This is a genomic window from Micromonospora sp. MGP-C2, assembly GCF_057766525.1.
The window spans coordinates 6200256-6225638 of record NZ_JBYMEN010000002.1; the positions used below are offsets into that span (position 1 = coordinate 6200256).

Genomic DNA, 25383 nt, shown 5'->3' on the forward strand with positions numbered 1-25383 from the left:
TAGAAGGAACCGGTCGGTACCATCTCTGTTATGCCAGTCCCCAAAGGTTCGACGATCGACCCGGAGCGCACCCGCGCCGGCATCATCGAGGCCGCCGCCCCACTGCTGTACGAGCGGGGCCTCGACGGCATCGGCGTCGCCGAACTGTGCGCCAGGATCGGCGTGTCGAAGGAAACCCTCTACCGATATTTCGGCACCAAGGACGGTCTCATCCAGGCGGTGCTGGAGGCCCGCAGCGAGCGGGTGACGGCCTGGATCGCCGGGGCCGCAGCCGCAGCCGGGGACGATCCCCGCGAGCAGCTCGCCGCCGTCTTCGACGAACTTCAACGGTGGTACGAGGAACCGACCTTCCGTGGCTGCGCGATGCAGAACGCCGCCGCTCAACACCAGGTCGAGGCGGTACGGACGGTCACCGCCCGCCATCTGGAGCGCCGCCTCGGCCTGCTGACCGCGATCGCTGAGCGCGCTGGCGCAGCCGACCCCGACGCTCTCGGGCGACAATTGCTCCTGTTGGTCGAGGGCGCAACGCTGATCGCCGCCCACCACGACCGGACCGGTGCTGGCCACCACGCCAAGCAGGCCGCCCTCGCACTGCTGCCCGCCAACCGGCCGAGCAGGGCCGCCCGGGCCACGCCCGACGCAAAGCCAAATGACGTTGAAGTATCAGCGGATTAATTATCGCCGACCGACTTGACGGTCAGTGCAATGGCAATGTTGATCACTACAATTACTGCGAACGAAGTAGCGAGTGCACGATTCCCAAGCGCATGCAGGGCCAGCGCGGCCGAACCGAATACGAGCGCTTTTACCACGAGCACCCCAATGAGTGGCAATGCAATTGTCGCCTTGGGTGAAGCAAACAGTCCCCATGTGATCGCCGCCAACAGGGGCGCTCCGACGGCGAGCGCGACCTTGACCGGGACGGCCGAGTCAGTCTTGAGGCCCCAGTAGCCGAGAACGGCCAGTGCTGCAAGTTCAAGAAGAAAGGCCAGCAGGTCGTTGACATGTCGCAGGAAGTTCATCCCAATTCCTCGTTCAAAGTCGATTGTCGCAGGCGTGTCGAAAACTCAGGAACCAACGATCCGGGTCAACGTCGCCAGCAGGCGCTCGAGCTCCCTGCGGTCGGCGTCGGACAGCTTGCGGAGAATGGCCGCCTCGTTGGCCAGGTGCTGCTCGATGAGGCGGTCGGTCAACGCCGCGCCGGCCGGGGTCAGCCCCACCACTCTGCCTCGAGCGTCGCTGTCGGAGACCGAACGCGACACGAGGCCCCGGGCGATGAGCCGGTCGACTCGCTTGGTCACCGCCCCGGTGGTGACGAGCATCCGTTGGCTCAGCTGCCCGGCCGTGAGCGTGTACGGCGGGCCTTCCCGGCGCAGTGCCGCCAGCACGTCGAACTCGCCGTTTCCCAGATCCGCCTCGGCGAACGGCGGCCGTAGGGCCGCGTCGAGCACCTCGGCCAGCCACTGGATCCGCCCGATGATCAGCAACGGGTCGGGGTCGAGCTCGGGACGTTCACGACGCCACTGGGCGACGATGCTGCCGACGCGGTCCTCATTCATGCTTGCATCTTACCTTCCACGGAAGGTAAATTTCCTTCCGTGGAAGATAAATCCGATCGTACGTCGGTCCCGTTGGTCACGGCCTATGTGGACCCGTCCTGCCCGTTCGCCTGGATCACCTCCCGCTGGCTCAAGGAAGTGGGGAGGCTGCGTCCGATCGACCTGCGGTTCGAGGTGATGAGCCTTTCGGTCCTCAACGAAGACCGCGAGCTGGAGCCCTGGTACCGCGCCTTCAACGACCGCGCGTGGGGGCCGGCGCGGGTGTGCGTGGCAGCGGCGGTGCACCACAGCCCGGCGGCCCTCGCCCGCCTCTACCCGGCGCTCGGCCGCCGTATCCATGACGAGGGCGACAAGGACTTCGCCACCGTCGTCCCGGCGGCCCTGGCCGAGGCAGGCCTGCCCGCCGACCTCGCCGACGCCGCCCACCGCAGCGACCTCGACCCGCAGATGCGCGCCGGCACCGCCAAGGCCCGGCAACTCGTCGGCGAGGACCTCGGTACCCCGACCGTCGTGATCGACGGCGTCGCCTTCTTCGGCCCCGTGCTGACCTCCATCCCCCACGGCGAGGAGGCCCTGCGGGTCTTCGACGGCGCCCGCCTGCTCGCCGGCTGCCGGGCCTTCTCCGAACTCAAGCGGGCCCGCTCCGATGGCCTCAGCTTCGCCTAGCCCGGCCGCGCTCACCGCGGTCCCTCGCCGGCGGCCAACCACCACCCTCATCCGGGCACAGCTCGTCACCGCCCTGGGCGACGGTTGCTTCTACGTGATCTTCGTCGTCTACCTGGTGCAGGTCGGCCACCTGAGACCGGCGCAGGTCGGTGGCCTGCTGACCGTCGCGTGGGGGGCCGGCTTCCTCCTCACCCATCCCCTCGGAGCCTTGGGCGACCGGATCGGACTGCGGCGGGTGACCATCCTGCTGTCCGCGGCCACCGCGGCCGCCCTGCTGACATTGGCGTCGGCACCGACACCCTGGTTGGCCTCGTCCGCCTGCGTCGCGTACGCGATCGCCCAGAGCGGGGCCGGCGCGACCCGGCAGGCCCTGCTGGTCTCCCTGGTGCCGTCCACCGAACTGGTCGCGGTGCGAGCAGGTATCCAGACCGCCGTCAACGCCGGCATCGGGCTCGGCGCCACTGCCGGAGGGCTGGCGCTCTTCGCCGGTACCCCCACCGTCTACCGCGCCGCCCTGGTCGGTGACGCGGCGCTCTTCGCCGTGAGCGCGATCATGCTCACCCGGCTGCCGCCCGCCGCACGGGCCCCCGTACGGACGGGCCACGGATGGGACGCCCCGCGGGACACCCGCTACGTCGTGGTAGCAGCGCTCAACGCGGTGCTGTACCTGTACATGCCGATGCTCAGCGTGCTGCTGCCCCTCTACCTGACCAGCCGCACGGCGGCGCCGTCCTGGATCGTGGCGGCGGTCTTCGTCGTCAACACCCTCGGCGTCCTCGGCTGGCAGCGCCGGACGGCCCGACGCGTGACCATCCTGTCCGAGGCGACCCGGGCGATCCGCCTCGCCGGCCTCGCGCTCTGCGTAGCCTGCGTGCTCTTCTCGACGGCGACCGCCACCACCGACCCTGCCGTCACCACGGGTCTCCTCCTCGCCGCCGTGGCTGTGCAGGTGGCCGGCGAGCTGCGACTGGCCGCCGGTTCGTGGTGCGTCGGATTCGAGTTGGCCGATCCAACCCGCCCCGGGCAGTGGCAGGGCGTGTACTCCAGCGGCGTCCCGCTGGCCCGTGCCGTCGGGCCGGCCGCCCTGACCGCGCTGGTGATGGTCTGGTCCGGTCCGGGGTGGCTCGTTCTCGGGCTCGTCTTCCTGGCCACCGGGCTCACCACGACTCTCGCCGTCACCTGGGCCGCGCACCGCCGGCCCTTCCAGACACTCGACCCGGAAGCCACATGACCACTTCGACACCGAATCGCGTACCACGGGAAGGTCGTCGGCGTCGGCTGACCGATGAAGATCACCCAGGTACCCATGGCCGCAACGAAGATCGTCGCGTAGGCGACGGTCTGTCGCATGTTCCGGTACGGTTCACACTGCGGAGGTCCGGTGGTCCGCCCACTCGCCGGTCCACACTGCAAGGTCGTGTACCCAGGTTTCGGTGCTCCGCCTGGACTTGGCGGCCCACTTCGTTGCGTTCCTTGACGCGAAGCCGTCCAGGACCTGACGGTCATTCGCTGTCCATGCGGGAAGCTGGGTGAGCCACTGTTCTGCCTGTTCGGCGCTGTGGCCGCTGCCGATCAACCATGGAACGAGCAACGCGAGTTCGACCCATGCCGCGGCCTTGGTTGCCCACGCCCAGTCCACGATCCGTAGGCCGAATGGCGTCACGATCAGGTTGGCCGGGTTGAGGTCGGAATGGATGAGTGTTTCGCCGTCCATCGCGGGGTGCGTGAATCCGAGCCGGGCTGCTGGGGTGAACCACGTCTTGCCAGGCGCCGGCGTCTCTTGAAGTGCTGTCAGTGTGGCTAGGAACAGATCGAGGTCCGGGCTGCCGGGAGACAGGTCGGGGTGGGGGCCGGCAAGGTGCTCGGTCCCCACCACCAGCCAGCCATCGGATTCGAAATGCCACAGGACTGCGGGCGGGTGCCGGTCGATGGTCCGGGTTGCAGCCAGTTCGTAGCGCAGCGACCGCACGCTCACCTCACCGGAGGCCGCCTTGACGAAGACCTGTCCGGCCGGTCCGGTGACTGTCGAGGCGATCTCAGCATGGTCGCCGCCAGGCGCCGGGACGACGTCGAAGGTTCCGCCGACCCGTTCGGCGATTCCTGCCGTGACACTCTCCGGCAGGGTGGTCCAGTCGCTACGCATCGGTCTCCTCCCCTGCTGCATGGCGAGGTCCGGCGAACAGCGGGACTCGACCTCGGCACTCGGGCAACTATCGCTTGACTTCAACCGGACTTCAGTTTGAAGACTCCACTGCATGACGAGTTTCGTCCTCGACGAGGCGTACGAACGGGTGCGCCACACTGGTCCGGAGCGCAACCGTTGGCTGTCCAACCACGCCCCGATGGCGGTCGAGGCCCTGGCCTACCGCGGCCACGAGCAGGCAGTGCACCGATGGATTGATGGTTACGCGGACAGGCTGGAAGAACGGCCACGTGGTATTCGGCCCATCCCAGGTGACGAGTGGCGCGACCCGCTCGGCGACCCGGTTCGTACCGGAGACTGGCTGAACTATTTCGACCGCGAGTTGGCCGACGAACCCTGGCGGGAGGTGTTGGTCCGGTGGTGGCCGCGCCTGCTACCTGGCATAGCTGCCGGCGCGACCCACGGAGTCATCCGGGTCGGCCACGCCGTACGCGCGTTGCTCGACGAGGAGACCCAGCCGCGCGTCGCCGAACTCGGTCAGGGGCTGGCCTACTGGGCCGCCCGGTGGCAGCCCCTCGCGCCACCTGGCGCCGGGCCGTACCCGACAACCGACGCCCGGTCCGCGCTCGACGCGGTACCCCGCGTACCCGACCAGCGGTCCGGCATTCGAGCCCGCCTCGCCCAACTGGCCGACCTGAGCCGGTGGCCTTCCGTAGCCGGCGCGGTGCCCGGAAACAACACGGACGACGTGCCGACACGGCTCGCGGGGATCGTCGACGCCGCGGTGGTCCGGCACGGCACTCACGGGTACGCGAGCCCTGTCATGCTCGTCCACGCCGCCACCGCGCCGAACGCGGTCCTGCGTGCGTTGCCGGCTCTACCGCAGGCGTTCTGGGTGCCGAGCCTCGCCGCCGCCTGGGCGGCAACAGCTGCCGTTACCGCCGCCTACGCCCCGGCCGAGGCGCGGCCCGCCCCGTCCGCTGGCACCAACCTGAGCCTCGATGAGGTCATGCGCCGCGCAACAGACAGCGGAGACGCGCACGCGATCAAGTTCATTGATGCCTTGAGCGACACGTACACCCGATCCGGAGATTCCGCACTGCTCGCCATCGCCGCGCAATCCGTCGAGCAGATCGCCGCCGACTGACGAGTCCGCGGCCGCTGGCGGTGTCGTCGTTCGTCCGATCTCTCGTGCCGTCAGTCAGGCAGGTCGGAGATCCGGGTCGAAAGTTTGCGCAGCACCTCGAGCTCGTCGGGACTTAGATGATCGAGGAAGCGCGCGCGTACGGAAACGACATGGTGTGGAGCAGCTTCATCCAGCACCCTGAAGCCGTCGTCGGTCAGGTGCAGGATGCAGCCCCGCGCGTCCTGTAGGTCGGGCTCCTTGTCGATGAGTCCGCGCGCCTCCATTCGGGTCGCGTGGTGGGACAGTCGGCTGCGCGACCACTCCATCTTGTGGGCGAGGTCCTTTAGCGCCCACCGGCGGTTCGGCTTCTCCGACAGCGTGCTCAGCACCTCGTAGTCGGCTGGCGACAGCCCTGAGTCGCGGGCCAGGTCCCGGTTGAGCCGCGCCGGCAGCGTTGTCAGCAGGCGCCGGAAAGCGCGCCAGGCGTGTTCCTCGTCGTCGCTCAACCAGGCAGTGTCCATGCGGTCACACTACATCTCGTTGACACGTCATCGAAAGCTCGGCTATGTTCGTTGACATGTCATTGAACGCGCAGATTGCCCAACTGAACGTCCTGGTCATCGTCGCGAGCACCCGCCCCGGACGGCTGGGACCAGCAATCGCCGACTGGTTCGTCCAGGCGACCCTCCCGACAGCCGCAGCGGCCCGGATCACTCTCGACGTCGCGGACCTGGCCGACATCGGGCTGCCGCTGCTCGACGAGCCCGAGCATCCGTCCAGCGGCATCTACGTCCACAAGCACACTCGCGCGTGGAGCCAGCGGGTTGCCGCAGCTGACGCATTCGTGGTGGTGACACCCGAGTACAACTACGGCATGCCAGCGGTGTTGAAGAACGCTCTGGACTTCCTCTACCACGAGTGGGCGTGGAAGCCGGTGGGATTCGTCAGCTACGGCAACACCTCGGCCGGCACCCGGTCGGTGCAGATGACGAAGCAGGTCGTCACCACCTTGAAGATGATGCCCATCGGCGCCACCGTCGCCCTCCGCATCGCCGACAGCACCCAGGACGGGCAGGTTCTCCGTTCCGCGGGACTCGACGACACGGCTCGCAGGATGCTGCTTGAGTTGACCCGGGTGGCCTCGGCGATGCGGCCCCTGCGCACCGAACCGGACAGTGACGTCACCAGCGTGCCCGGGCCGGTCGAAGGACTACGGCTGACCATCGCCCAGCCGGACGACCTCGCCGAGCTGCTCGTCCTCCAGCGGTGCTGCTGGGTGCAGGAGGCCCTCGCGAACGACACGCTCGACCTGTCGCCGCTCCGGGAAACCCTCGACGAACTGCGCGAATCGACGTCGACATGGCAGCTGTGGTGCGTACGTCGACACGGACGCCTCGTCGCAGCGGTCCGAGCCCAGGCACGCGGCCGTGGGTGGTTGGTCGGTCGCCTCATGGTGGCTCCCGACCAGGCCGGAAACGGCATCGGCTCCTGGCTTCTCTCATACGCCGAACAGCAGGCCCCCGAGGAAACCACGCACTACGAGCTGTTCACTGGCCACCGCAGCACGAGCAACATCAAGATGTACGAACGCGCCGGCTACGCCCTCACCCACGCTGACGACACCCCGGATGGCAGCGTCCACCTCGTCAAACAGAGGCAACCGAACGCCTGACCCTAATCGCCGGTTGTCAGCGGTTACCTCGGCGCGCGGGGCCGCCGTACAGGTGGACGCGGTTGTCGACGTCGTGGTCCGGTTCGCCGTGCAGGAAGCGGTCGTGTGCGACACGGCCGTTGCTGACATGGACCACCCAGTCCTCGTAGTACCAGCTGGGGTCGCACGCGCACTGGGTGAACCGGAACCGAAAATTGGCTCGATACCGGCCGACCTGTCCGTGGGCGAGGGTGAACAGGCGGGCCGACACTCCCGGAGGGGGGAACGCCGCCGCGCCGGGCAGGCGCTCGACGGTTACCGCCGGGCCGTCGGAGGTGAGCCACAGATTGAGGTTGCGGGCGATGCTCACGTCACCGGTCAGTACGTCGCTACGACGTACGTAGCCGCCGGCCTCATCGGCCAGGACGTCGTGGACTACGACGTCGCCTTCTGGGAGTGGCGCCGAGAGTGCCACTGGGCGGTTGAGCCCTCGACGGGCGTTGGCCTGTGGAGCGCCGCGCCCTGCCGCGCTCCATCGCACGCGTACCCGCTGAACGACGATCACGCCCAAACCATGGCCCACGGAACACACGTCTCGCCAGTCGGTATCCGCTCATGCCGCTGCGCTGCGGCACCCGGCGAGCAGACGAGGTGATGTCCCACTGTGCCGTTACCTTGCCGGCAGTGAATGATCAACCCGACCCGAACCGTCAGAGCTGAACTATCGCAGGGAGATCCCGCCTCGTGGAGACGGCGGCGAACCCGGCCGAGGGCTGGGCACGGCGCGGATAGATGATGGTGTTGCTGCCGGTGCTCGTGGGCGGAGCCTGTGGCGCCTGCCGTAATCGCGTCAGACAGATAGGGGTCGGGAGTGCCGATCGATCTGCAGGAAGTGCGGGTATGGCGAATGGGTGTCGCGTTGAGGATCTTCAGCGGCCTGCTGTTGGGCGTTGTAGCCGTTGGGGTGCTGGTGTTCTCCGCCTACCAGGCTTCTGCACCCGACGGCGATCTGCGTCCGGTGCTCGCCATCGCCGTGCCTTACGGCCTGCTGGGATTCGTGTTGTGGCGGCACATATTCCATCCTCGACTGTCCGCAGGTCCCGAAGGACTGATCCTGCACAGCCAGTGGCGTACGTTCCACGTGCCGTGGTCAGCCGTTGTGCGGTGTGACCCGGGCTATCACGGAATCGCCATCACCTGCGCCGACGGCAGTCGGGTAATGGCTCCCGCCCCGCAGAAGTCGAACCTGAGCCGCTGGCTCGGACGTGCGACCCGGGCGGACGACGTCGCTGACTACCTCGAACAGCGCGCCCGAGAGCACCAACGGCAGTCGAAGCGAGTGGCGTCCCGGGTGAGTGACGGCGGACAGGGCAACAACACGTGACAGACCCTTTAGGGCGGAACGGTTGCGTCGTACCTCCGATGTTCCTCCTCGCCTGATCGATCGAGGCGACCGGACCGCGGATGTGCGTCGGTGTGCTCGTGACTCGCACAAGGCTGGTCAGGTGGGTGACTCCCGAAAGGGCGGAGTGGGTTCTGCTCCTGGCCGCCGGGCTCGCTGGCGGGCTGGTGTGGAAAGCCGGTGCACCCGAGTGGGCGGGCCTGGTCCTGTCACTCGGCGTCGCCCTGTTGGTCCGATGGATGCGGCAACGAGGACACATCGAACGCGCTCTCGTCCGATGGCTCCACCGTCACGAGGAGCCGTCCGGGGTATAGATCAACACGGTGCCCGATCTGACAGCTCAGCTGGATCAGGAGCGGCTCGCCCTCTCTATCCGGTTCGGGCGGACCCGGACGCAACTCTTCTGTCAGCCGGATCGTTGGTGCGACAAGGGGAGGACGGGGGCGGACGATGGCGGCGGAACGCGGCGCCGCACTGCTGCGCCCTCCGACGAGTTCGGGCCGCGCGACCTTCCTCGAACTCTTCTTCGATCTGGCCTTCGTAGTGGCCCTCACCCGGGTCTCGCAACGATTCGCCGGCCTGAGCGATGACACCGGTTGGGCCCTCGTCGAGGGGTTCGGTCGTACGCTGCTGCTCTTCTTGGCCCTCTGGCTGATCTGGTCGCACACAGCCTGGATCACCAGTCGCTACGAACCAGAGCAACCGATCATCCAGGCCGTCGTGGTCGGCACCATGTTCGCCAGCCTGGTCATGGCGGTGGCGTTGCCTCGGGCCATGGAGGAACGGGCGCTGCCGTTCGCGGTCGCGTACCTGATGGTGATGGTGGTGCGGCCGCTGGTGATCGCGGCCGCGCTGCGTGGCCATCCGCGACGACTGGTGCCGTTTCGGCTTGCCGTGTGGGCTTCGGCGAGTGCGCCACTGTGGCTGGCCGGCGCATTGGGGCCGGATCGACTTCGCCTGCCGCTGTGGGCTGCCGCCCTTACTGTCGACTACGTCGCCTGGGCCCTGGGTTGGCCGTTGCCGTGGCTCGGGGCCTCAGAGGTGGGCCGCTGGCGGATCGCCGGCACGCATCTCGCCGACCGTTACCAGCAGATGTTTCTCATCGCACTCGGTGAGTCGATTCTGGTCATCGGCGTGGTCTTCAGCGGGACGGACTACTCCGCGGTGCGGGCGGCCGCCTTCGCGGTCGCGTTCGCCATCAGCGCGCTGATCTGGCGGATCTACTTCCACCGCGCCGGCCTGCTGTTGGCCGAGGCGTTGGAACGGTCGGCCATGCCCGGCCGGCTGGGCGCTTCGTCGGAACGGACGCATCTGCTGATCGTGTTCAGCGTGCTCGTCACCTCGGTCGGCTACGAGCTGGTGATCCACAATCCGTTCGGGTCGCCGCGTCCCGGTTGGCTTCTGTTCGTGGTGGGCGGTCCGATGCTCTTCCTTGTCGCCCGTATGCGGCTGGAGTACGAGATCTTTGGCCGGGTTTCGCCTTCCCGGGTGGCCGGAGTGCTGGCCCTGCTGCTGTTCACGCCGGCATTGGCCCGCTGGGCACCGATGGTCGGGTTGAGCGTGGTGGCCGCAGTGCTGGTCCTGGTCGCGCTACTCGACAGCCTGCGGAGCCGGGGCCGACCGCTGGAGGGTTCCGCTTCGCCGATCGGGCGAGAGGCATCCGGCGAGCGTGACTCCGAGGCGTGACCGCGCGACTCTTTGCACCAACCAGGCGTACTAAGGCGCGGACTCGGTCGACTGGCGCTCGGTATTGATCCGGAGCAGTCCTTCGACCCCGCTGAGGAAGGTCTCGGACACCAACGCGGGGTCGAAAAGGCACCCGGCCGCCATGGCGCCGTCGCGGAGCATGACGAAGTGGCGTGCGGCGGCAGCCGCCGTTTCCTCGTGGACCTGCGCCATCAGCGTGGTGAGCGTGTCCAGAAACCATTGCCGGTGGGCGATGATCTCCTGGTGCACCGGATGGTCGGTGTCGGGATACTCGGCTGCGGCGTTCAGGAAGGCGCATCCGCGGAACCCGGGGGACTGGATGTTTCCAGCGATGGAGCCAGCAACGGCCAGCAGGCGGTCGACCGGCGCGGAGTCGGCGGCGATGGCCGCCTCGACCGTGCCGCGCTCCATGCGGTGGATCTCCCGCAGGTACGCCAGAATGAGGTCGTCCTTGCTGGGGAAGTGCCGGTAGAAGGTGGCCCGGGTCACTTTCGCCTCAGCAATGATCCGGTCAACGCCCACGGCGTGGATGCCCTCGGCGTAGAAGATCCTGGTTGCCGTGGTGAGGAGCCGGAGCCGCGCCTCAGAAGGCCGCGTGCCGGGTTCGGTGCGGAGCATCCCACTATCTTAGCGATAGAACGTTCGGTCTGACGCTGCGCGCGGCGGAAGCCTTGTGGTGGCGGCCCCTCAGCGGATTAGTAGGTAGAACGGTCTGTCTTGACAGGCGGGCGGGGGCTCGTCATGCTTGGGACTCGACAGAACGTTCGTTCTCGTCAAGCCTTCGCCGAAAGGGTCACCGTGACCGCCACTGCTGCTTCCCCCGGTATCTCCCAGCCCGCCTCCGCCCTGCGGCGGCTGTACTTCACCCGCTTCGCGTTCGCCATCGTGTGGGCACTCGTGACGATCGCCACCGCCAAGGAGATCGGCCCGCTCACGGTGGCACTTTTCGTGCTCTACCCGTTGTTCGACGTGGGCGCCGCCATCTACGACCTTCGTTCGACGCAGCTCGCCGGCTCGCCGGCCCTGCTGTACGTGAACATCGCGGTCAGCCTGATAACCGCCGTCGGCGTGGGCGTCGCCAGCGCGTCCGGCATCCCCGCCGTTCTGCGGGTGTGGGGCGCCTGGGCGATCGTGGCCGGACTGGTCCAGTTGATTGTGGGTGTCACTCGTCGGAGGATGGGTGGCCAGTGGCCGATGATCATCAGTGGCGGTATCTCGGTTCTGGCTGGTGGGTCCTTCATCGCCGGTGCGTCCGCGGCTGACCCGTCGCTGACCAACGCGGCTGGCTACGCCATCCCCGGTGCCATCTTCTTCCTCATCGCGGCCGTCCGTCTCGGCCGTGCCGCGAAGGGCAACTGACATGACCGCCTTCGAGTACGACGTCGTCGTGATCGGTGCCGGTCCGGTTGGGGAGAACGTCGCTGACCGGGTCGTGCAGGGCGGCCTGACCGCCGCCATCGTCGAGCGGGAGTTGGTCGGCGGGGAGTGCTCGTACTGGGCCTGCATGCCGACCAAGGCGTTGCTGCGTAGCGCGTCCGCGTTGCGGGCGGCTCGCCAACTGCCGGGTGCGCGGGAGGCGGTGACGGGACGCCTGGACGCCGCAGCGGTGCTCGGACGCCGGGACTCCTTCGCGTCCCAGTGGAAGGACGACGGGCAGGTTTCCTGGCTTGAGTCGGCGGGGATCGCGCTGCACCGCGGGCAGGGGCGAATCCGTTCGGCCCGGGTCGTCCAGGTGACGGGGGTCGACGGCGTGACGGTCACGCTGACCGCGCGGCACGCGGTGGTCGTCGCGACCGGGAGTAGCGCTCTGCTGCCGGATATTCCAGGCCTGCGGGAGGCGGCGCCGTGGTCGAGTCGCGAGGCCGCCTCGGCCGCCTCGGTGCCCCGCCGGCTCGCGATCATAGGTGGTGGCGTGGTGGCGGCCGAGATGGCGACCGCGTTCGGCGCTTTGGGATCTTCGGTGACAGTGCTGGCCCGTGACGGTGTGCTGCCGTCGGCAGAGCCGTTCGCGGGGGAGTTGGTCACGGAGTCGTTGCGCGAGGCCGGTGTGTCGGTACGCCTCGGCGCGAATGCCGTCTCCGTCAGCCGCGGCGACAGCGGAACCGTCCACGTCGACACGGCCGACGGTGAGCAGGTTGAAGCCGACGAGGTACTGGTGGCAGTCGGTCGTATCCCGAACACCCAGGACATCGGACTGGAGAACGTTGGGCTGGCGCCGGGTGTCTGGTTGGCGGTCGACGACACGCTGCGCGTCGTCGGCGGCGGGGGATGGTTGTACGCCGCCGGTGATGTGAACCGGCGAGTGCTGCTGACCCATCAGGGCAAGTATCAGGCGCGCGCGGCGGGCGACGTGATCGTGGCCCGGGCGAGGGGTGAGAAGGTCGAGGACGGTCAGTGGGGCCGCCATGCCGTGACGGCTGATGAGCGTGCGGTGCCGCAGGTGATCTTCACCGACCCGGAGGTCGCGTCGGTCGGGCTGACCGCAGCTGCGGCCGCGGCGGCCGGGCTGCGGATCCGGGTCGTGGATTACGACCTGGGCTCTGTCGCCGGATCGTCCCTGCACGCCGATGGCTACAAGGGGCACGCCCGAATGGTCATCGACGAGGATCGAAAGGTGATCATCGGCTTCACCCTCGCCGGCCCGGACGTCGCGGAACTGATCCATGCCGCGACCATCGCCGTCGTCGGCGAGGTTCCGCTGGACCGGCTGTGGCACGCGGTTCCGGCATACCCGACCGTCAGCGAGGTCTGGCTACGGCTGCTGGAGACATACGGCCGGTGACGGTGCAACCAAGCGCTCGCCCCGCGTCGTCGAGTTGTACAGCTGGCATTCCAGATCTCGCTGACAGAGGTCTGAGTCGCCTTGAATACTGGGTGCTGCACCGTTCCCACAGCCGAAACTGCGGGCCGGTATGACGGCCGCCAGCTCGGAAGGAATGCCGCGATGAACGCTGCATCTGACATGTCCGCCCAGGACGCTGGGATGCCCACCATCGTGCTTGTTCACGGCGCATTCGCCGACTCGTCGAGTTGGAACGGGGTGATCGCTCACCTCAAGGGTCGGGGCTATCCGGTCATCGCCGTCGCGAACCCGCTCCGCGGTGTGCACAAGGACGCGGCGTACGTTCGATCTGTCGTAGACACCGTGTCCGGTCCGGTCGTGATGGCCGCTCATTCATACGGCGGATCAGTGATGACCGAGGCTGCCGATGGTGCCTCCAACGTCAAGGCTCTGGTGTACGTCGCCAGCGTGAGCCCGGACGTCGGCGAGAGCGTGGCCGACCTGGTCACGAAGTTCCCGGGAAGCGCGCTCCTCACTTCCGTCAAGATGGTGCCGTACCCCCTCGACGAGGGCGGCACGTCCATGGAGCAGTACATCTATCAGGAGAAATTCCCTGCGGTTTTCGCCGCCGACGTCGACCCCGACACCGCTGAGCTGATGGCGGTGACGCAGCGGCCGCCCACCGAGGCCGCCCAGACGGAGAGCGTGACCAGGGCCGCCTGGAAGACGATCCCGTCCTGGACCCTGATCACCACCCAGGACATGGGGATCCCGCCGGACCTCCAGCGCTTCCTGGCCAAGCGGGCCGGCTCCACGACGGTTGAGATTGAGGCGTCCCACGCCGTGGCGGTCTCTCAACCCGTCCCGGTCGCAGACCTCATCGACACCGCCGCCCGCGCCACCACGCGCTAGGTGTTCGTTCCGACTGGTCGGACTGCGCTGGCCGTGCCTGCTGGGAGCAACAGGGTACGTTGGCGCGGTGGGCACTCTTTGGACCCTGGGCTGTGATGCCGAGGATCCCCAGCGGATCGCTGCTTTCTGGGCGTTGGCCCTCGGCTATGTCAATGAACCCGGCTTTGACGAGCCCGACAACGCGTCCATCGTCGACCCGGACGGCCGGGGCCCCGCCATTGCGTTTCTCAAGGTGCCTGAGGGCAAGTCTGCCAAGAATCGCATGCACATCGACATCCGAGTCGCCGGTCCGGGCGCCGGTGACACGGCCGAGCGCACCCTGTTGATCCGGCAGAAAGTGCCCGATCTGGTCGCCGCCGGTGCGACGGTGGTCCGCGAGGAGTGGTACGGCGATGTCCTCGGGCACGTCGTCATGCTCGACCCCGAGGGCAACGAGTTCTGCGTCGCTTGAGGCCATGATCAGGGCCCATTCCGCAACCGGGCCTGTCGTTGTCCGTTACTGCGTGGGCCCACTCACCGGCGGCTCATGGATCTCGGGAAACCAGGCGCAGGGTGTGACACGTCCTGCACAGTCACCGACGACGACTGACCCGGGGATCCGGCATGCGGCTCACCAATGGTTGTCGATGTTGGCTGCCCACGATCGGACCGGATGGCACCCTGGGCACGTGGACAGGGCAGGGAGCCGGGGGAAGCTGGCATCGGGATTGCGGTGAACGTCCTCTGATGCGTACCGCGATGATCGTAGTGGCCGCGCTCGCGGCGGCAGTGATCGTGGACCTGATCTCTGGCCTGCTGGCCCGCCGCGTAGCCCGTGGCCGTTACCAGTGGCTGCTGGAGCCGCTGCGGCAAGCCTGCCGCCGCCCGGCGGCAGCGGTCCTGTTGGCCGCGGCGTTGCACTACGCGCTGCCGTCGGGACCGGCCGGGTGGCAACGTCATCTGCGGCACGTCGTCCTGGTGGCTTTGATCGTGGCCGGGGCCTGGCTAGTGATCAAGGCGTTGCACGTCGCCGAGGCGCTCGCGTTCAGCCGACTGCCGGGCGACGTGGCCACCAGCCGGAGGGTCCGGCGGGCTCGGACGCAGATCCGCCCCGTGCGGCGGCTCACCGTCGCCGTGGTCACGATCGTCGCGATCGGCCTGATCCTGATCACCTTCCGGCCGGTACGCCTCTTCGGTATCTCCGTGCTGACGTCGGCAGGAGTGGTCGGCGCTCTGATCGGCCTCTCCGCCCGAACCGCGCTCGGCAACGCGTTCGCCGGCATCCAGGTCGCCTTCGCCGACGGTCTGCATGTCGACGACGTGCTGGTGGTGGACGGCGAATGGGGCCGAGTCGAAGAGGTGAAGCTGACCAACGTGGTGATCCGGCTCTGGGACGAGCGGATGCTCATTCTGCCGACCACGTACTTTACCGAGCGGCCGTTCCAGAACTGGACCCGGAACGTGTCCCGGGTCGTCGGCAAAATCCAGATCCATGTCGACCACACCGCCGACCTGGACGACCTGCGCCGGGAGGCGCGCCGGCTGGTCGAGTCCTCACCGTTGTGGGATCGCAGCCAGTGGGTGCTCCAGATGGTCGACTCCACCCCTCAGACGGCGGTCATCCAGGTGCAGGCCTCGGCCGCCGACGGCGCCAGCGCCTGGGACCTGCGCTGCGACCTGCGCGAGGGACTCGTCGCCTACCTGCGCGACCATCATCCCCAGTGGCTGCCCCGCACCCGCAGTCAGTACCAACCCTGACAGGCAGGTTCTATTCACAACCTGATCCGGTAATCGCTTCGGGTATTCCGTACATGATCCGTTCGAGCTGGAACGCTGAACGGGTGGAGCAGCAATCGGGACGACCGGCGCGGGAACGGCTGTTGTCGGTCAGGCGTGCCCTGTGGTCGTTAGCGGCCGGAGTGGTCGCAGGGGCCGCCATCGCGCTGGTCGGGGCGCCGGAGTTGACGCCGCTGGTGATCTGGACGATCGCGGCGGGCACGATCCTCGTCTGGGTGTGGAGGGCCTGCTGGCCAGCGAGCCCAAGGCTCACTGAGCAGCTTGCCGAGGCGGAGCAGCAGTCCCGTTCCACCGATGCGGCGATCCTGATCGCATCTGCCATCAGCCTCGTCGCCGTGGCCGAGGCGCTCGTCCGCGCCTCGAACCAGCAGGACGTGGTGGCTGTGACGCTGGTGATCCTCAGCGTCGTCGCGGTGGTCCTGGCGTGGGCGCTGGTGAATACGGTCTTCGCATTCAAGTACGCCCGGATGTACTTCCGCGACGATGGCGGCATCGACTTCAAGCGGGAAGATCCGCCGGCGTACGCCGACTTCGCGTACGCCGCGTTCACGGTCGGCATGTCCTACGCTCCGGGCGAGACCGAACCGACAAGCAACCGCGTGCGCCGGGTCGCGCTAGGGCATGCGCTGCTCTCCTACACCTTCGGAACTGGCATCCTGGCCGTCGCCGTCAACCTGGTCACCAACCTGGGCCAACAGTGACTCCGCGGAGCATGTAGTGGGGTGACCTGGCCAGTCTCTGCCACTACCACGGCAGACGTCGATCAGCTCTGCGGCTGTTGCCCCTGCGGTCCCGCTAGCCGCGTCGTGACCTGCCTCAGCGGCTGACTACTGTTGACGATCCTCTTCATCCGTTGCCACCCCGCTCGGGCCGGAGACCTGCCGAGAACGCTGCTGAGACCCCCCACACCGCCACCAGCCGCCGTCCCGCTGCTCTGAGCCAGTTGCTGGGTACCCTGTCCGAGCTGCTGGGTGGCCTGTCCGAGTTGTTGACCCAACTGCTGGGTGGCCTGCTGCAGCGTCTGCGACAGCGGCCCATCCGGCCCCAGCGCCTGCTGCGCTGTCTGCCCGACCTGGTTCACGGCCGTGTCCACCGTCTTCACCACCGACTCGATGATCTGAGGGTTGCGCTCGATTGTGCGGAGGGCGCTGTCGAGAATGCCCCTGACCTCGTCGAGCCGAACCTCGAGCATCGCCTCGGCCTCGACGCCCTTGATGTCGATCTTCACCGTGCCGAGATGCGCCTGAACGCCCACGTCGAGCTGGAGCAGGCTGCCCAGCCGGGCTCTCAGAGAGACAGAGGCGTCCAGATCGTCGACCTCGACGTAGATCTGTTCGACCTTGACCTGCGGAATCTGGAGGACGACGTCCGGGTCTGACATCGTCTTGCTGCTGTGCCCACCAGCCGGCTGAGGAAGGCCGCGCTCGCCTTGCGCGGGCGACTCCCCATGCGTGTCCCGGCTCTCCGATTCGGTCATCCCGCACTCCTTGGGCCTCGCCTAAGGTCCGGATGGAGCCCCACCATCGGTACGTGGCTCCGATCCTCGGCCCATCCCCTGGTGTGAAGGCCCACCACGCCTTGCTGATTCGGTGATCAGCCGGAGCGTCACCGCAGCGAGGGTGCGCCTAGGTGCCGATCCGGCGGGTCTCGAGCAGCCCGGACCCTGGCCCCGTCAACTGCCAGAACTCCTGCGGCAACTGGTCGACGAAGTCCCCGTACTCCTTCGCGCTGGCAGCCTCGCGGAGGGTATCCAGCACGGCCCGCGCTCCGTCGGTGGCCACCTGGCGATCCACCCCTGCCCGGGACTGCACCCGTTCCAGGAATTCGGTGAGCCCGAACCGTTCCGGATCTTCGGTGGGCCTGGACACCAGGCCGCGTAGCTCCTCGGGGAGCTGGGAGGCGAGGTCCCTTGCCTGGCCACCGGTGATCCGTTTTGCCACAGTCTCGAGCGTGGCGCGGGTGATCGGTTCTGCCTGCCCCGGCGGAACCTTGGGTCGTGCCGCCACAGACTGAATGAACTCGCTGTAGTTCACCTCGGATCCCCTCTCGAACGGATTGCGGCGGGTACCCGCCCCCGCCCGGGTGAAACGGCGATTACCCGCCTTCAGGGGGCGGCGGAGGGCGGTATGGAGGCGATCCCTGTCCCACTGCTCAGGACCGTCGCAGCAGCGGTCACCAGCACCTGCTTGGCGGGAGCGGTGGCGTTTCGGCCGGCGGGACAGCCGCCGCCACGGGTTCAGGACCAGCCTGATCCTCCGGTCCTGAACCCCACCGGTCAGGCCGTCGCCATCTGGCGGACGTCTTCGCCCTGGGCGAACTCCTCGACCATCGCCGCGCAGAAGGCCGGAAGGTCGCTGGGGCTGCGGCTGGTGACGAGGCCGTTGTCGACCTGCACCTGTTCGTCGACCCAGTTCCCGCCGGCGTTACGGATGTCTGTGCGCAGGCTGGGGAATGAGGTGAGAGTCCGGCCGTTGACCATGCCGGTCTCGACCAACGACCAGGGGCCGTGGCAGATCGCCGCCACCGGCTTCTGTTGTTGGAAGAACGCCCGGACGAAGTCCATCGCCTGTGGGTTCATCCGGAGCCGGTCGGGGTTGACCGTCCCGCCCGGCAGCAACAAGGCGTCGTAGTCGGCCGCATTGACGTCGTTCACGGTGCGGTCCACCCGATAGCGGTTGGCCGGGTTGATGTCCTGGTTCATCGACTGGATCTCGCCCGATTGCAACGAGATCAGATGGACCTCGGCTCCCGCCTGCTCCGCGGCAGCTCGGGACTGGGTGTATTCCACGTCCTCCACTCCGTCCGCGGCGAGGCAAGCGATTCGCTTGCCGGTCAGTGGCTGCTGGTTCTGCGCCATCTCTGCGGCCTTTCCTTCGCGGCACCGCCCCGTCGGCGGCGCGTCGCTGGACCGCGGTCGCCTTCCCGGTGTGGGGGACGGGCAAACAGGCCAGCGAAGCCCGCTCGAGGGTGGACAATTCCGCACCTGCCCGCCGCACGGCCAGTGGCTGTGCGAAGAAGGCACGCGCTACGCGTGTGCTGGCTGTCGCAGCGGGTACCGAAGACAACCCACTGGCACCCGGAAGGCCGACATGAACCTTGCTGCCGACGCGATCGAGTTGCCGTCCGGCCAGACCATGCCCGTGCTCGGCCAGGGCACCTGGTACCTCGGCGAGCGCCCCGCGAGGCGCCAGGACGAACTGGCGGCCCTGCGCACCGGACTCGATCTGGGCATGACCATGATCGACACTGCGGAGATGTACGGTGACGGCGCTTCCGAGGAACTCGTCGGCGAGGCGATCGTCGGACGGCGCGCCGACGCCTTTCTGGTCGACAAGGTGCTGCCGTCCAACGCCAGCCGACGGGGAACCGTGCAGGCCTGCCGCCGCAGCCTGCAACGACTCGGCGTCGACCACATCGACCTCTACCTCCTGCACTGGCGCGGCACGCATCCGCTCGCGGAGACGATCGAGGCGTTCGCCGAGCTTGTCGACGCCGGCGACATCGGGCAGTGGGGTGTGAGCAACTTCGATCTTTCGGGTATGACGGACCTCCTTGAGGCGGGCGGAAGCGCCTGCGCGACCAATCAGATCCTGTACAACCTCACCCGTCGCGGTCCCGAATGCGACCTTCTACCGTGGCTCCGCGAGCACCGCATCCCGGTGACGGCGTCCTCGCCGATCGAGCAGGGGCGGCTGCTGGGCCACCCGCAGGTCGCGGAGGTAGCCGCCCGGCACGGGGCCACGCCCGCTCAGGTCGCGCTGGCCTGGCTGCTGCGGCAGGAGATGGTCGCGGCCATCCCTCGATCGTCCAAGCCAGAACACACGCGGGAGAACGCGGAGGCGCGCGACGTGCAGCTGACCGAGGAGGACGTGGCGGCACTCGACACGGCGTTTCCGCCGCCGGCCGGTCCGCAACCGCTGGAGATGTTGTAGGGCCAACGGCCGTTCTGGCGGGAGCCAGGTCGAGCAGATGGCGGCGAGGCTGACCGGTACGACCGCCGCCACATCTCTCCCTCGCACCGCCCGGTCCATAGCTGGTCAGGTAGAGACTCGGGGCATCCCACTCACCTCCTGCTGCCGCGCTGCCCGACTTTCTCGTCCCGCCAGCCATCTGGCTCGGGGTGGTAGCCGTAAGCGGCAGCCCGGACTGTTTCCTCGTTCTCCAGCCCGGAGCCGATCGCGCCGCCGACGGTGGCCAGCGAGCTGGTGATCCAGGCGAGCGTCAGATAGTCGGTGACGTTGACTGGCCGCTGCAAGACCTGTTCCAGCACCGATGTGTCGATCAGCAGCGCCCCGACGAGCACCGTTCCAGCGAACAGCACCACGTACGACAGCCCCGTCGCCAGAGCGAGGGTGAGGATCGTACCCAGGTTGAACAGCCGTGACAGCTCAGCCGGTGTCTCCCGGTCCGGTTTCTCCCACAGGTTGTGCGCGACGATCAGCCAGGTCACCAACGCCGACAGCCCGAGAAGCATGATCACGGCCAGCCGGAGTCCTCCGAGGGCGTCGCCCATCTGCCAGATGGTGTCCGTGGTGAGCGCGAACGCGGCCGTGCCGAACGCGCCGACCAGCAGCTTGGACAGGCCCAGCAGGGCTCGCCCCGGGCGGTTGGCTCGGACCATGCCGGTCAACAGCCGCACCCGGCCGATGAGCCGTGAGGCGACGTAGCTTCGTTCCCCGGCGTCGGCCTCGCCGACCATCCGGTGGATGGCGGGAACCCGGCTTGCCATTTCGGCCGGTGCCCAATCGGCTCGCGGCACCCGCTGGTCGGAGGCGTCGGTCAGTAGTCGGCTCACCAGATCCGGAACGGTTGCGCGGGCCGCTCGTAGCTGGGGCAGTCCGAGTGCGGGCAGGGACAGCACCGCGACTCGGCGCCGCGCGGAGGTCTGCGCGACCAGCGGCACTCGCTCGGCGTGCAGTGGTAGGTCCGTCAGGCAGATCGCGACGTCCCACTGGTCGTCGGCACGCCGTTGGGCAAGATCGTCGAGCAGAGCCTCAACGCCGCCGTCGCGTCGCGGTGCCACCTCGCCCCAGCCTTCCCGGACAGTCCACCGCACGTCCGCGTCCACCCGATCGGCAAGCCCGCCGGCCAGCTCGGCGGTGAGCCGCGCGGCCACCCGGGCCGGGTGATCCGGCGGGGTCGCCACCAGCCCGACGACGATCTTCGGGCGGTGCTCTTCACTGTGGGTCATCGCTGCTCCTCACCGCTGGCCGGGCTCGTCGCCGTCCGTCGTCACCAACGCCGGCTGCGGAGTAGGCCATGAACCCTTGCAGCGCCCGGCTCGACGACCGCGGCGGCGGACGGCAGTGGGGCACGCCGAGCAGCACGTCCTGAGAAGCGAGTGCTTTCCAGTGTCGACCGTCGGGGTGCAGCGGAACCTTGGTCCTGCCGTCATCACGGCAGCGAAGTTCTGGTAACCCGCTGCCCTTATCTGCACGTCCCTCGCGGAAATTCCACGCACTGCCGATCCACAACCCTGGCGTTCACATCGTCGCAGACGGTTCCGATCCTCAAGGCCGGTTTGCGTCACGTGTGCGCTCGTGCCGCCGACCGGGCGTTACGAGCGGCCAGGGGAAGCGCTCACCACGTTGCTCTAAGCTGCCGACGTGCCGGCGCTGATCGAGATCGTGTCCGTCATCGACGCTGCCCCGGACGTGGTGTTCGACCTGGAACTCGATGTGGACGTGCACGCCGCGTCCCTGCGCGGCAGCCAGGAGACGGCCACCACCAGCACCGGACGTCGTCTCCTCACGCTCGGGGACGAGGTCACCTTCCGCGCTCGCCATCTGGGTCTGCGCTGGTGCATGACCAGCCGGATCACCGTCTATGAACGGCCCCACCGCTTCATTGACGAGCAGACACGGGGTCCTTTCAGCGCCTTCCGTCATGAGCACCACTTCCAGGGCCTCGACGGCGGTGGGACGCGGATGACCGACCGCGTGACGATGAGCGCACCCGGGGGGCCGCTGGGAGCGGTGGCCGCCCGGGTGCTGGTCGCGCCGTATCTGCGACGCCTGCTGAGGCAGCGGGCAGCGCACATCAGGTCCTTGGCGGAAGCCCACGACCGTCGGGCGTGACGACGCCGGGTGGCGTGTCGTGACCGTCCCGAGAGCCTGTCGATCACGCGGATTCCTCCCGGGCTAGTCTTCGCCGCATGGCTTTGCGACCGGACGAGTTCTACGACCACGCAATCGCCGCCGCGGACAGCGAGCGTCGGCTTCCGTTGGCACGGATGACAGGCTGGGAGATCAGTCCCTTCGAGCCGGACGGGTTGCGCGTAACGCCCCTGCGCCCGCCGGTGCTCCCGGAGCCCCCGCGCCACGGTGAGGATCCGTCGGACTGTGACGCGTGCCGCGACCGGGACAAGGGCATCTGGTGGAACGACCACTGGCGACTGGTCCGGATCTCGGGCGTGGGCGTCCCGCTCGTACTCATGCTGCATCCGCGTGACCACTACGACATGGCGGACCTGCCGGACGAGCTGGCCGCCGAACTGGGGCTGTTGGGCACCCGCATCGTTCGCCACATGCAGTCGCTGCCGCACATCTCGCGGGCTCACCTGTATCGCATCGGCGATGGTGGCGCCCACCTGCACATCTGGTTCTTCGCCCGGCCCGAAGGGCAGGCCCAGTTTTTCGGGTCGTGGCTGCCCGTCTGGGACGACCTGCTGCCGGAGTATCCGGCCGACGTTGCAGAGGCCGACGCTGAGATCGTGGCGGAGGCGCTGCTCGCGTCCCACGGAGGCCACCGGCCGTCCACGGATCGAACGGGGTCCTAGCGGACGCGCTGTCCCAGGCGGAGCCGGCCTGGTTGGACGACATCGGCGTACGTCCCGAAGCAGGCTGCGTGCCCGAGCCCGGCGACTGGGACGCGGTAGTGCCGAGCCAGGGCGCTCAGCACCGAGCGGTCCGCCGGCAGGTCGGCCTGGGGCAGGCCGGGAATGACGCACCTCGGGGTGGGCAGGGTCACCCGGAGCACGACGTCGCCCAGACGTAGCTCCTGCCCCGGTTCCGGGTCACCGGGTGCGTCGATGACCAGGTTCGGTCGAAAGCGCGCCGCGGCCACACTGGCGCCTCCGGTGCGCTGGCCCAGCAGATCCAGCGCACCGGTGGTCACGATGTGGACGGCGCCGAAATCGACGAACCGGCCGACCCGTTCGGTGCCCGCGATCGTCGTGATGGTTTCCTGGCCGGGCCGGGTGCCGCTCATCCAGTCCGGCACCATGCCGACCTCGTCGGGCAACGTCCGGTGCAGCCGCGCGTCAGGCTGCAGCTCCCGGCTCAGCCGCACCGGGCGGCCCAGGTGCCTGCTCAGTGCGGCATCTGCCGCAGCGCTGCCGGCTCGCAGCGAGGTGCCGTCGACGTCCAGCGTCACCGTCGTCTCCGCGCCGTCGACGTGTGTCGTGGCGGCGACACCGCACAGGCGACCCCATCGTCGTGGATGTTTGGCGCTGCCCACCGTCCCGTCCATGCGATCGATGCAGGCCCACGTCCGATCGCCGCGCAGACCGGTCGGCTCGACCTCGACCGCCGTGAGTGCCTCGCCTTGAGCGCTCTTGAGCGGATAGCGCCGGAGCATGACAACCGAACTCATGACGACCATGCTGCCCGATCACCGCTGGTAGGGCAGGGGCAGCAGGGGTTGTCGTCATGCCCGGGAGGACGAGAGCGCTTCCGCGATCATTCGATGGCCCTGCGCTTCGAATGGTTCGTCGCCCACCCGGTGGGCCCAGATGGCCGTGCCTATCGCCGCGCGGACCCGGTCGCGGTGCCACGCGCCCGCATCGCGCGGATCGGGCCCGTACCCGTCGAGGAACGCCGTTTCGAGGTTCGGGTCGCGGTTGAAGTCCTGGACGGCGAGCCGGGCGAAATCCGTGGACGCGGGACGCATGCCGCACGGCCGAAGTCGATGATGCCCACGACGTCGTGGTGCACGAGCCAGTTTCGGGGCTGCCAGTCTCCATGGGTGGGCACCAGGGTCGCGGGCGGCGTCGACCAGGTCCCGATCTCGGCTCGTAGGCGCTCCGCGGTGGCGGCGGCGATCCCGTGTGGTTGGCGGAGCCACCACAGTGACTTCTCGTTCTCGCGCCTCTCGTAGTCGTCGTCCACGACGACACTCTGCGCATGCAGCAAGGCCAGCAGCTCACCGGCCTGCCGATACACGGCGGGGTCGTCGGCGTGCGTGCTGCCCAGCACCAGCTCACCGGGCAGGTACCGGGTGACGAGGACCTTCGCGTCCGCGCTGCCGTGCACCAGGGCAGGCGCGCGTCCCCTGCTGGTCCAGGGGTGCAACCAGTTGAGGTGGGCATGGAGTTCTCGCTGGATGTGGTGGTCGTCAGCGCCGGCGGCTTTGACGATGAATCGTGACCCGGCGTGGGTCATCTCGACAACGGTGGTCGTCGTCAGGCCCCAACTGTGGTCTCTCTCGACTGTCGCGTTCGGCAGCCACCGATCCACCAACGCCCGCTGCTGGGCAGAGAGGTTCCCGAGCGCAGAGGTCACGGCCGAAATGATACGACTGAGCGCGGTGGCCTTCCGGGGGTTACAGTCAGCCGCCATCAATCCCCATGATCGAGGAGAGCCCCATGTCGATTCAGGCATTTCTTTACATCGTCGCCGTCATTCTCATCGTGCTCGCCGCCCTGCCCCTGCCCACCCGGGGCGTCTCGCTCGCGCTTCTGGGTGCGGCGTGCGCCCTGCTCGCCTACGCCTGGCCGGTGATCACCAACTGACGTGAGGGTTGGGTCGTCGTCGCGGCCGGTGGCCGGCAGTCACAAACTGCCGCCTGCCCGCCGTGTGCGGTGTCGCGGCGCGGTGCTGCGCGGCGGAGAGCAAGCCCTCCTCCCGTACGCGCACAAGGGCGTCAATGCCTTTGTCGGCCTGCCGGGGCGGTGTCTAGGGTCTGGTGATGCGTTCGCGGCTGCTGGCAGTGACCGTCGAGGCGGACGACCCGGCTCGTGCGGCCCAGTTCTGGTCCGCTCTGCTCGGCCGGGAGGTCGTCGAGGACGCCGTCGGTGCGCTCCTGCCGGGCGACGACGCCCAGCTTGCTCTTCGGTTCGTTCCGGGCCGCGCTGGTCAGCTCGGCGCGAACCGCATGCACCTGCACCTGACCAGCGCTGATCTCGACGAGCAGCAGCACACGGTGGCGACGGCGTTGAAGCTGGGTGGCCGCCACCTCGACGTTGGGCAACGACCCGAGGAGAGGCACGTCGTCCTGATCGACCCCGCGGGCTACGCGTTCTGCGTGATCGAGCCGGGCAACGCCTACCTCGCCGGATGCGGCTTCCTCGGTGAGCTCACCTGCGACGGCACCCGGGACGTCGGCCTGTTCTGGAGCAACGTGCTGGGCTGGCCGCTGGTGTGGGACCAGGACGAGGAGACCGCGATCCAGTCACCACGCGGCGGCACCAAGATTGCATGGGCGGGCTCGCCGGTGGCCCCGAGAACCGAGCCGAACCGGCAGCGCTTCGAACTGGTCCCGGCGGCTGGCGACCAGCAGGCGACGGTCGACGAGCTGGTCTCGCTAGGCGCCACCCGACTCGATGTCGCTCAGGACGGCGCAGTCGTGCTGGCAGACCCGGACGGCAACGAGTTCTGCGTCAGACCGGCGCACCACAGCTCCGCCGCATCGCCTGCTGCGGCACCTCAATGAGATGGCGT

The 25383-nt window shown here is 68.3% G+C and carries 30 protein-coding genes; 18 read left to right on the forward strand and 12 right to left on the reverse strand.

What is annotated here, in order from left to right:
- Positions 1-30: 30 nt before the first annotated feature.
- On the forward strand, positions 31-675 hold the full coding sequence (locus AC3CF1_RS28525) for a TetR/AcrR family transcriptional regulator (RefSeq protein ID WP_488451656.1): 645 nt from the start codon (positions 31-33) through the stop codon (positions 673-675).
- Here AC3CF1_RS28525 and AC3CF1_RS28530 read toward each other — a convergent pair.
- On the reverse strand, positions 672-1022 hold the full coding sequence (locus AC3CF1_RS28530) for a YrdB family protein (protein WP_355160043.1): 351 nt from the start codon (positions 1020-1022) through the stop codon (positions 672-674). The two genes, AC3CF1_RS28525 and AC3CF1_RS28530, sit on opposite strands and share 4 nt — an antisense overlap.
- Positions 1023-1067: 45 nt before the next feature.
- A complete protein-coding gene (locus tag AC3CF1_RS28535; protein WP_488451657.1) occupies positions 1068-1559 on the reverse strand; it encodes a MarR family winged helix-turn-helix transcriptional regulator in 492 nt (163 codons plus the stop codon).
- Positions 1560-1598: 39 nt separating this feature from the next.
- Between AC3CF1_RS28535 and AC3CF1_RS28540 the strand changes: the two genes are divergently transcribed.
- Both AC3CF1_RS28540 and AC3CF1_RS28545 read left to right on the forward strand, forming a co-directional pair.
- Positions 1599-2225, forward strand: coding sequence for a mycothiol-dependent nitroreductase Rv2466c family protein (locus tag AC3CF1_RS28540; RefSeq protein WP_488451658.1), 627 nt, complete (start codon positions 1599-1601; stop codon positions 2223-2225).
- Entirely contained in the window at positions 2206-3456 is a 1251-nt protein-coding gene (locus AC3CF1_RS28545; protein ID WP_354980336.1) for an MFS transporter, read from the forward strand. The genes AC3CF1_RS28540 and AC3CF1_RS28545 overlap by 20 nt, the downstream gene beginning before the upstream one ends.
- A 132-nt stretch (positions 3457-3588) precedes the next feature.
- On the opposite strand, the gene AC3CF1_RS28550 is transcribed toward AC3CF1_RS28545, so the two are convergent.
- Positions 3589-4368, reverse strand: coding sequence for an aminoglycoside phosphotransferase (locus AC3CF1_RS28550; RefSeq protein WP_354980337.1), 780 nt, complete (start codon positions 4366-4368; stop codon positions 3589-3591).
- Between the two features lie 112 nt (positions 4369-4480).
- On the opposite strand from AC3CF1_RS28550, the gene AC3CF1_RS28555 reads away from it, so the two are divergent.
- Positions 4481-5515 carry a questin oxidase family protein gene (locus AC3CF1_RS28555; RefSeq protein WP_354980338.1) on the forward strand — a complete coding sequence of 345 codons (1035 nt, stop codon included), beginning with the start codon at positions 4481-4483 and terminating at the stop codon, positions 5513-5515.
- Between the two features lie 50 nt (positions 5516-5565).
- On the opposite strand, the gene AC3CF1_RS28560 is transcribed toward AC3CF1_RS28555, so the two are convergent.
- Positions 5566-6015 (reverse strand): MarR family winged helix-turn-helix transcriptional regulator, encoded by a 450-nt coding sequence (locus AC3CF1_RS28560; RefSeq protein ID WP_354980339.1) that lies wholly within the window; start codon positions 6013-6015, stop codon positions 5566-5568.
- A 56-nt stretch (positions 6016-6071) separates the two neighbouring features.
- On the opposite strand from AC3CF1_RS28560, the gene AC3CF1_RS28565 reads away from it, so the two are divergent.
- Positions 6072-7166 carry a GNAT family N-acetyltransferase gene (locus AC3CF1_RS28565; protein ID WP_354980340.1) on the forward strand — a complete coding sequence of 365 codons (1095 nt, stop codon included), beginning with the start codon at positions 6072-6074 and terminating at the stop codon, positions 7164-7166.
- A gap of 16 nt (positions 7167-7182) precedes the next feature.
- On the opposite strand, the gene AC3CF1_RS28570 is transcribed toward AC3CF1_RS28565, so the two are convergent.
- Positions 7183-7710 (reverse strand): hypothetical protein, encoded by a 528-nt coding sequence (locus tag AC3CF1_RS28570; RefSeq protein ID WP_488451659.1) that lies wholly within the window; start codon positions 7708-7710, stop codon positions 7183-7185.
- A 306-nt stretch (positions 7711-8016) separates the two neighbouring features.
- On the opposite strand from AC3CF1_RS28570, the gene AC3CF1_RS28575 reads away from it, so the two are divergent.
- Both AC3CF1_RS28575 and AC3CF1_RS28580 read left to right on the forward strand, forming a co-directional pair.
- Positions 8017-8529, forward strand: coding sequence for a hypothetical protein (locus AC3CF1_RS28575; RefSeq protein WP_488451660.1), 513 nt, complete (start codon positions 8017-8019; stop codon positions 8527-8529).
- A gap of 468 nt (positions 8530-8997) precedes the next feature.
- Positions 8998-10233, forward strand: a complete 1236-nt coding sequence (locus AC3CF1_RS28580; RefSeq protein WP_488451661.1) for a low temperature requirement protein A — start codon at positions 8998-9000, stop codon at positions 10231-10233.
- A gap of 30 nt (positions 10234-10263) precedes the next feature.
- Here AC3CF1_RS28580 and AC3CF1_RS28585 read toward each other — a convergent pair whose 3' ends face one another.
- Positions 10264-10872: a TetR/AcrR family transcriptional regulator gene (locus tag AC3CF1_RS28585; protein ID WP_488451662.1), complete on the reverse strand. Its 609-nt coding sequence runs from the start codon at positions 10870-10872 to the stop codon at positions 10264-10266.
- A gap of 180 nt (positions 10873-11052) precedes the next feature.
- On the opposite strand from AC3CF1_RS28585, the gene AC3CF1_RS28590 reads away from it, so the two are divergent.
- From AC3CF1_RS28590 to AC3CF1_RS28615, 6 genes are all read left to right on the forward strand, one after another.
- Positions 11053-11613, forward strand: a complete 561-nt coding sequence (locus AC3CF1_RS28590; RefSeq protein ID WP_355160053.1) for a hypothetical protein — start codon at positions 11053-11055, stop codon at positions 11611-11613.
- 1 nt (position 11614) lies between these two features.
- Positions 11615-13036, forward strand: coding sequence for a dihydrolipoyl dehydrogenase family protein (locus tag AC3CF1_RS28595; protein ID WP_355160054.1), 1422 nt, complete (start codon positions 11615-11617; stop codon positions 13034-13036).
- Positions 13037-13198: 162 nt separating this feature from the next.
- Positions 13199-13948 (forward strand): alpha/beta hydrolase, encoded by a 750-nt coding sequence (locus AC3CF1_RS28600; protein ID WP_488451663.1) that lies wholly within the window; start codon positions 13199-13201, stop codon positions 13946-13948.
- Between the two features lie 67 nt (positions 13949-14015).
- Positions 14016-14399: a VOC family protein gene (locus AC3CF1_RS28605; protein ID WP_488451664.1), complete on the forward strand. Its 384-nt coding sequence runs from the start codon at positions 14016-14018 to the stop codon at positions 14397-14399.
- A gap of 275 nt (positions 14400-14674) precedes the next feature.
- On the forward strand, positions 14675-15685 hold the full coding sequence (locus AC3CF1_RS28610; RefSeq protein ID WP_210793383.1) for a mechanosensitive ion channel family protein: 1011 nt from the start codon (positions 14675-14677) through the stop codon (positions 15683-15685).
- Between the two features lie 83 nt (positions 15686-15768).
- Positions 15769-16425 carry a DUF1345 domain-containing protein gene (locus tag AC3CF1_RS28615; protein WP_354980346.1) on the forward strand — a complete coding sequence of 219 codons (657 nt, stop codon included), beginning with the start codon at positions 15769-15771 and terminating at the stop codon, positions 16423-16425.
- Positions 16426-16487: 62 nt separating this feature from the next.
- Here AC3CF1_RS28615 and AC3CF1_RS28620 read toward each other — a convergent pair whose 3' ends face one another.
- From AC3CF1_RS28620 to AC3CF1_RS28630, 3 genes are all read right to left on the reverse strand, one after another.
- Positions 16488-17201 carry a hypothetical protein gene (locus AC3CF1_RS28620; RefSeq protein WP_488451665.1) on the reverse strand — a complete coding sequence of 238 codons (714 nt, stop codon included), beginning with the start codon at positions 17199-17201 and terminating at the stop codon, positions 16488-16490.
- A 148-nt stretch (positions 17202-17349) separates the two neighbouring features.
- Positions 17350-17757 carry a DUF2267 domain-containing protein gene (locus AC3CF1_RS28625; protein WP_354980348.1) on the reverse strand — a complete coding sequence of 136 codons (408 nt, stop codon included), beginning with the start codon at positions 17755-17757 and terminating at the stop codon, positions 17350-17352.
- 242 nt (positions 17758-17999) lie between these two features.
- A complete protein-coding gene (locus tag AC3CF1_RS28630; protein WP_488451666.1) occupies positions 18000-18581 on the reverse strand; it encodes a type 1 glutamine amidotransferase domain-containing protein in 582 nt (193 codons plus the stop codon).
- 70 nt (positions 18582-18651) lie between these two features.
- On the opposite strand from AC3CF1_RS28630, the gene AC3CF1_RS28635 reads away from it, so the two are divergent.
- Entirely contained in the window at positions 18652-19656 is a 1005-nt protein-coding gene (locus AC3CF1_RS28635; protein ID WP_488451667.1) for an aldo/keto reductase, read from the forward strand.
- Positions 19657-19787: 131 nt separating this feature from the next.
- Here the strand turns inward: AC3CF1_RS28635 and AC3CF1_RS28640 are convergent, their stop codons facing one another.
- Positions 19788-20915 (reverse strand): hypothetical protein, encoded by a 1128-nt coding sequence (locus AC3CF1_RS28640; protein ID WP_355160059.1) that lies wholly within the window; start codon positions 20913-20915, stop codon positions 19788-19790.
- 415 nt (positions 20916-21330) lie between these two features.
- Between AC3CF1_RS28640 and AC3CF1_RS28645 the strand changes: the two genes are divergently transcribed.
- Together AC3CF1_RS28645 and AC3CF1_RS28650 are read left to right on the forward strand one after the other, a co-directional pair.
- The gene (locus tag AC3CF1_RS28645; RefSeq protein ID WP_488451668.1) at positions 21331-21801 is read left to right on the forward strand and encodes an SRPBCC family protein; all 471 of its coding nucleotides are present in this window, start codon (positions 21331-21333) and stop codon (positions 21799-21801) included.
- A 77-nt stretch (positions 21802-21878) separates the two neighbouring features.
- Positions 21879-22502, forward strand: coding sequence for an HIT family protein (locus AC3CF1_RS28650; protein WP_355160060.1), 624 nt, complete (start codon positions 21879-21881; stop codon positions 22500-22502).
- Here the strand turns inward: AC3CF1_RS28650 and AC3CF1_RS28655 are convergent.
- Both AC3CF1_RS28655 and AC3CF1_RS28660 read right to left on the reverse strand, forming a co-directional pair.
- Positions 22499-23317: an MOSC domain-containing protein gene (locus AC3CF1_RS28655; protein ID WP_488451669.1), complete on the reverse strand. Its 819-nt coding sequence runs from the start codon at positions 23315-23317 to the stop codon at positions 22499-22501. The two genes, AC3CF1_RS28650 and AC3CF1_RS28655, sit on opposite strands and share 4 nt — an antisense overlap.
- Positions 23318-23466: 149 nt before the next feature.
- Entirely contained in the window at positions 23467-24225 is a 759-nt protein-coding gene (locus tag AC3CF1_RS28660) for a phosphotransferase (RefSeq protein ID WP_488451670.1), read from the reverse strand.
- A gap of 83 nt (positions 24226-24308) precedes the next feature.
- Between AC3CF1_RS28660 and AC3CF1_RS28665 the strand changes: the two genes are divergently transcribed.
- Together AC3CF1_RS28665 and AC3CF1_RS28670 are read left to right on the forward strand one after the other, a co-directional pair.
- Positions 24309-24455: a hypothetical protein gene (locus AC3CF1_RS28665; protein ID WP_172861983.1), complete on the forward strand. Its 147-nt coding sequence runs from the start codon at positions 24309-24311 to the stop codon at positions 24453-24455.
- Positions 24456-24631: 176 nt separating this feature from the next.
- A complete protein-coding gene (locus tag AC3CF1_RS28670) occupies positions 24632-25375 on the forward strand; it encodes a VOC family protein (RefSeq protein ID WP_354980355.1) in 744 nt (247 codons plus the stop codon).
- Positions 25376-25383 lie beyond the last annotated feature (8 nt).

Bases quoted from the DNA above. Each gene is read 5' to 3' on its own strand.
- AC3CF1_RS28525 (WP_488451656.1), top strand. From the start codon at position 31: ATGCCAGTCCCCAAAGGTTCGACGATCGACCCGGAGCGCACCCGCGCC.
- AC3CF1_RS28535 (WP_488451657.1), bottom strand. From the start codon at position 1,559: ATGAATGAGGACCGCGTCGGCAGCATCGTCGCCCAGTGGCGTCGTGAA.
- AC3CF1_RS28610 (WP_210793383.1), top strand. From the start codon at position 14,675: ATGCGTACCGCGATGATCGTAGTGGCCGCGCTCGCGGCGGCAGTGATC.
- AC3CF1_RS28545 (WP_354980336.1), top strand. From the start codon at position 2,206: ATGGCCTCAGCTTCGCCTAGCCCGGCCGCGCTCACCGCGGTCCCTCGC.
- AC3CF1_RS28640 (WP_355160059.1), bottom strand. From the start codon at position 20,915: ATGACCCACAGTGAAGAGCACCGCCCGAAGATCGTCGTCGGGCTGGTG.
- AC3CF1_RS28555 (WP_354980338.1), top strand. From the start codon at position 4,481: ATGACGAGTTTCGTCCTCGACGAGGCGTACGAACGGGTGCGCCACACT.
- AC3CF1_RS28665 (WP_172861983.1), top strand. From the start codon at position 24,309: ATGTCGATTCAGGCATTTCTTTACATCGTCGCCGTCATTCTCATCGTG.
- AC3CF1_RS28565 (WP_354980340.1), top strand. From the start codon at position 6,072: ATGTCATTGAACGCGCAGATTGCCCAACTGAACGTCCTGGTCATCGTC.
- AC3CF1_RS28620 (WP_488451665.1), bottom strand. From the start codon at position 17,201: ATGACCGAATCGGAGAGCCGGGACACGCATGGGGAGTCGCCCGCGCAA.
- AC3CF1_RS28585 (WP_488451662.1), bottom strand. From the start codon at position 10,872: ATGCTCCGCACCGAACCCGGCACGCGGCCTTCTGAGGCGCGGCTCCGG.
- AC3CF1_RS28600 (WP_488451663.1), top strand. From the start codon at position 13,199: ATGAACGCTGCATCTGACATGTCCGCCCAGGACGCTGGGATGCCCACC.
- AC3CF1_RS28595 (WP_355160054.1), top strand. From the start codon at position 11,615: ATGACCGCCTTCGAGTACGACGTCGTCGTGATCGGTGCCGGTCCGGTT.
- AC3CF1_RS28670 (WP_354980355.1), top strand. From the start codon at position 24,632: ATGCGTTCGCGGCTGCTGGCAGTGACCGTCGAGGCGGACGACCCGGCT.
- AC3CF1_RS28550 (WP_354980337.1), bottom strand. From the start codon at position 4,368: ATGCGTAGCGACTGGACCACCCTGCCGGAGAGTGTCACGGCAGGAATC.
- AC3CF1_RS28655 (WP_488451669.1), bottom strand. From the start codon at position 23,317: ATGAGTTCGGTTGTCATGCTCCGGCGCTATCCGCTCAAGAGCGCTCAA.
- AC3CF1_RS28630 (WP_488451666.1), bottom strand. From the start codon at position 18,581: ATGGCGCAGAACCAGCAGCCACTGACCGGCAAGCGAATCGCTTGCCTC.
- AC3CF1_RS28530 (WP_355160043.1), bottom strand. From the start codon at position 1,022: ATGAACTTCCTGCGACATGTCAACGACCTGCTGGCCTTTCTTCTTGAA.
- AC3CF1_RS28580 (WP_488451661.1), top strand. From the start codon at position 8,998: ATGGCGGCGGAACGCGGCGCCGCACTGCTGCGCCCTCCGACGAGTTCG.
- AC3CF1_RS28650 (WP_355160060.1), top strand. From the start codon at position 21,879: ATGGCTTTGCGACCGGACGAGTTCTACGACCACGCAATCGCCGCCGCG.
- AC3CF1_RS28560 (WP_354980339.1), bottom strand. From the start codon at position 6,015: ATGGACACTGCCTGGTTGAGCGACGACGAGGAACACGCCTGGCGCGCT.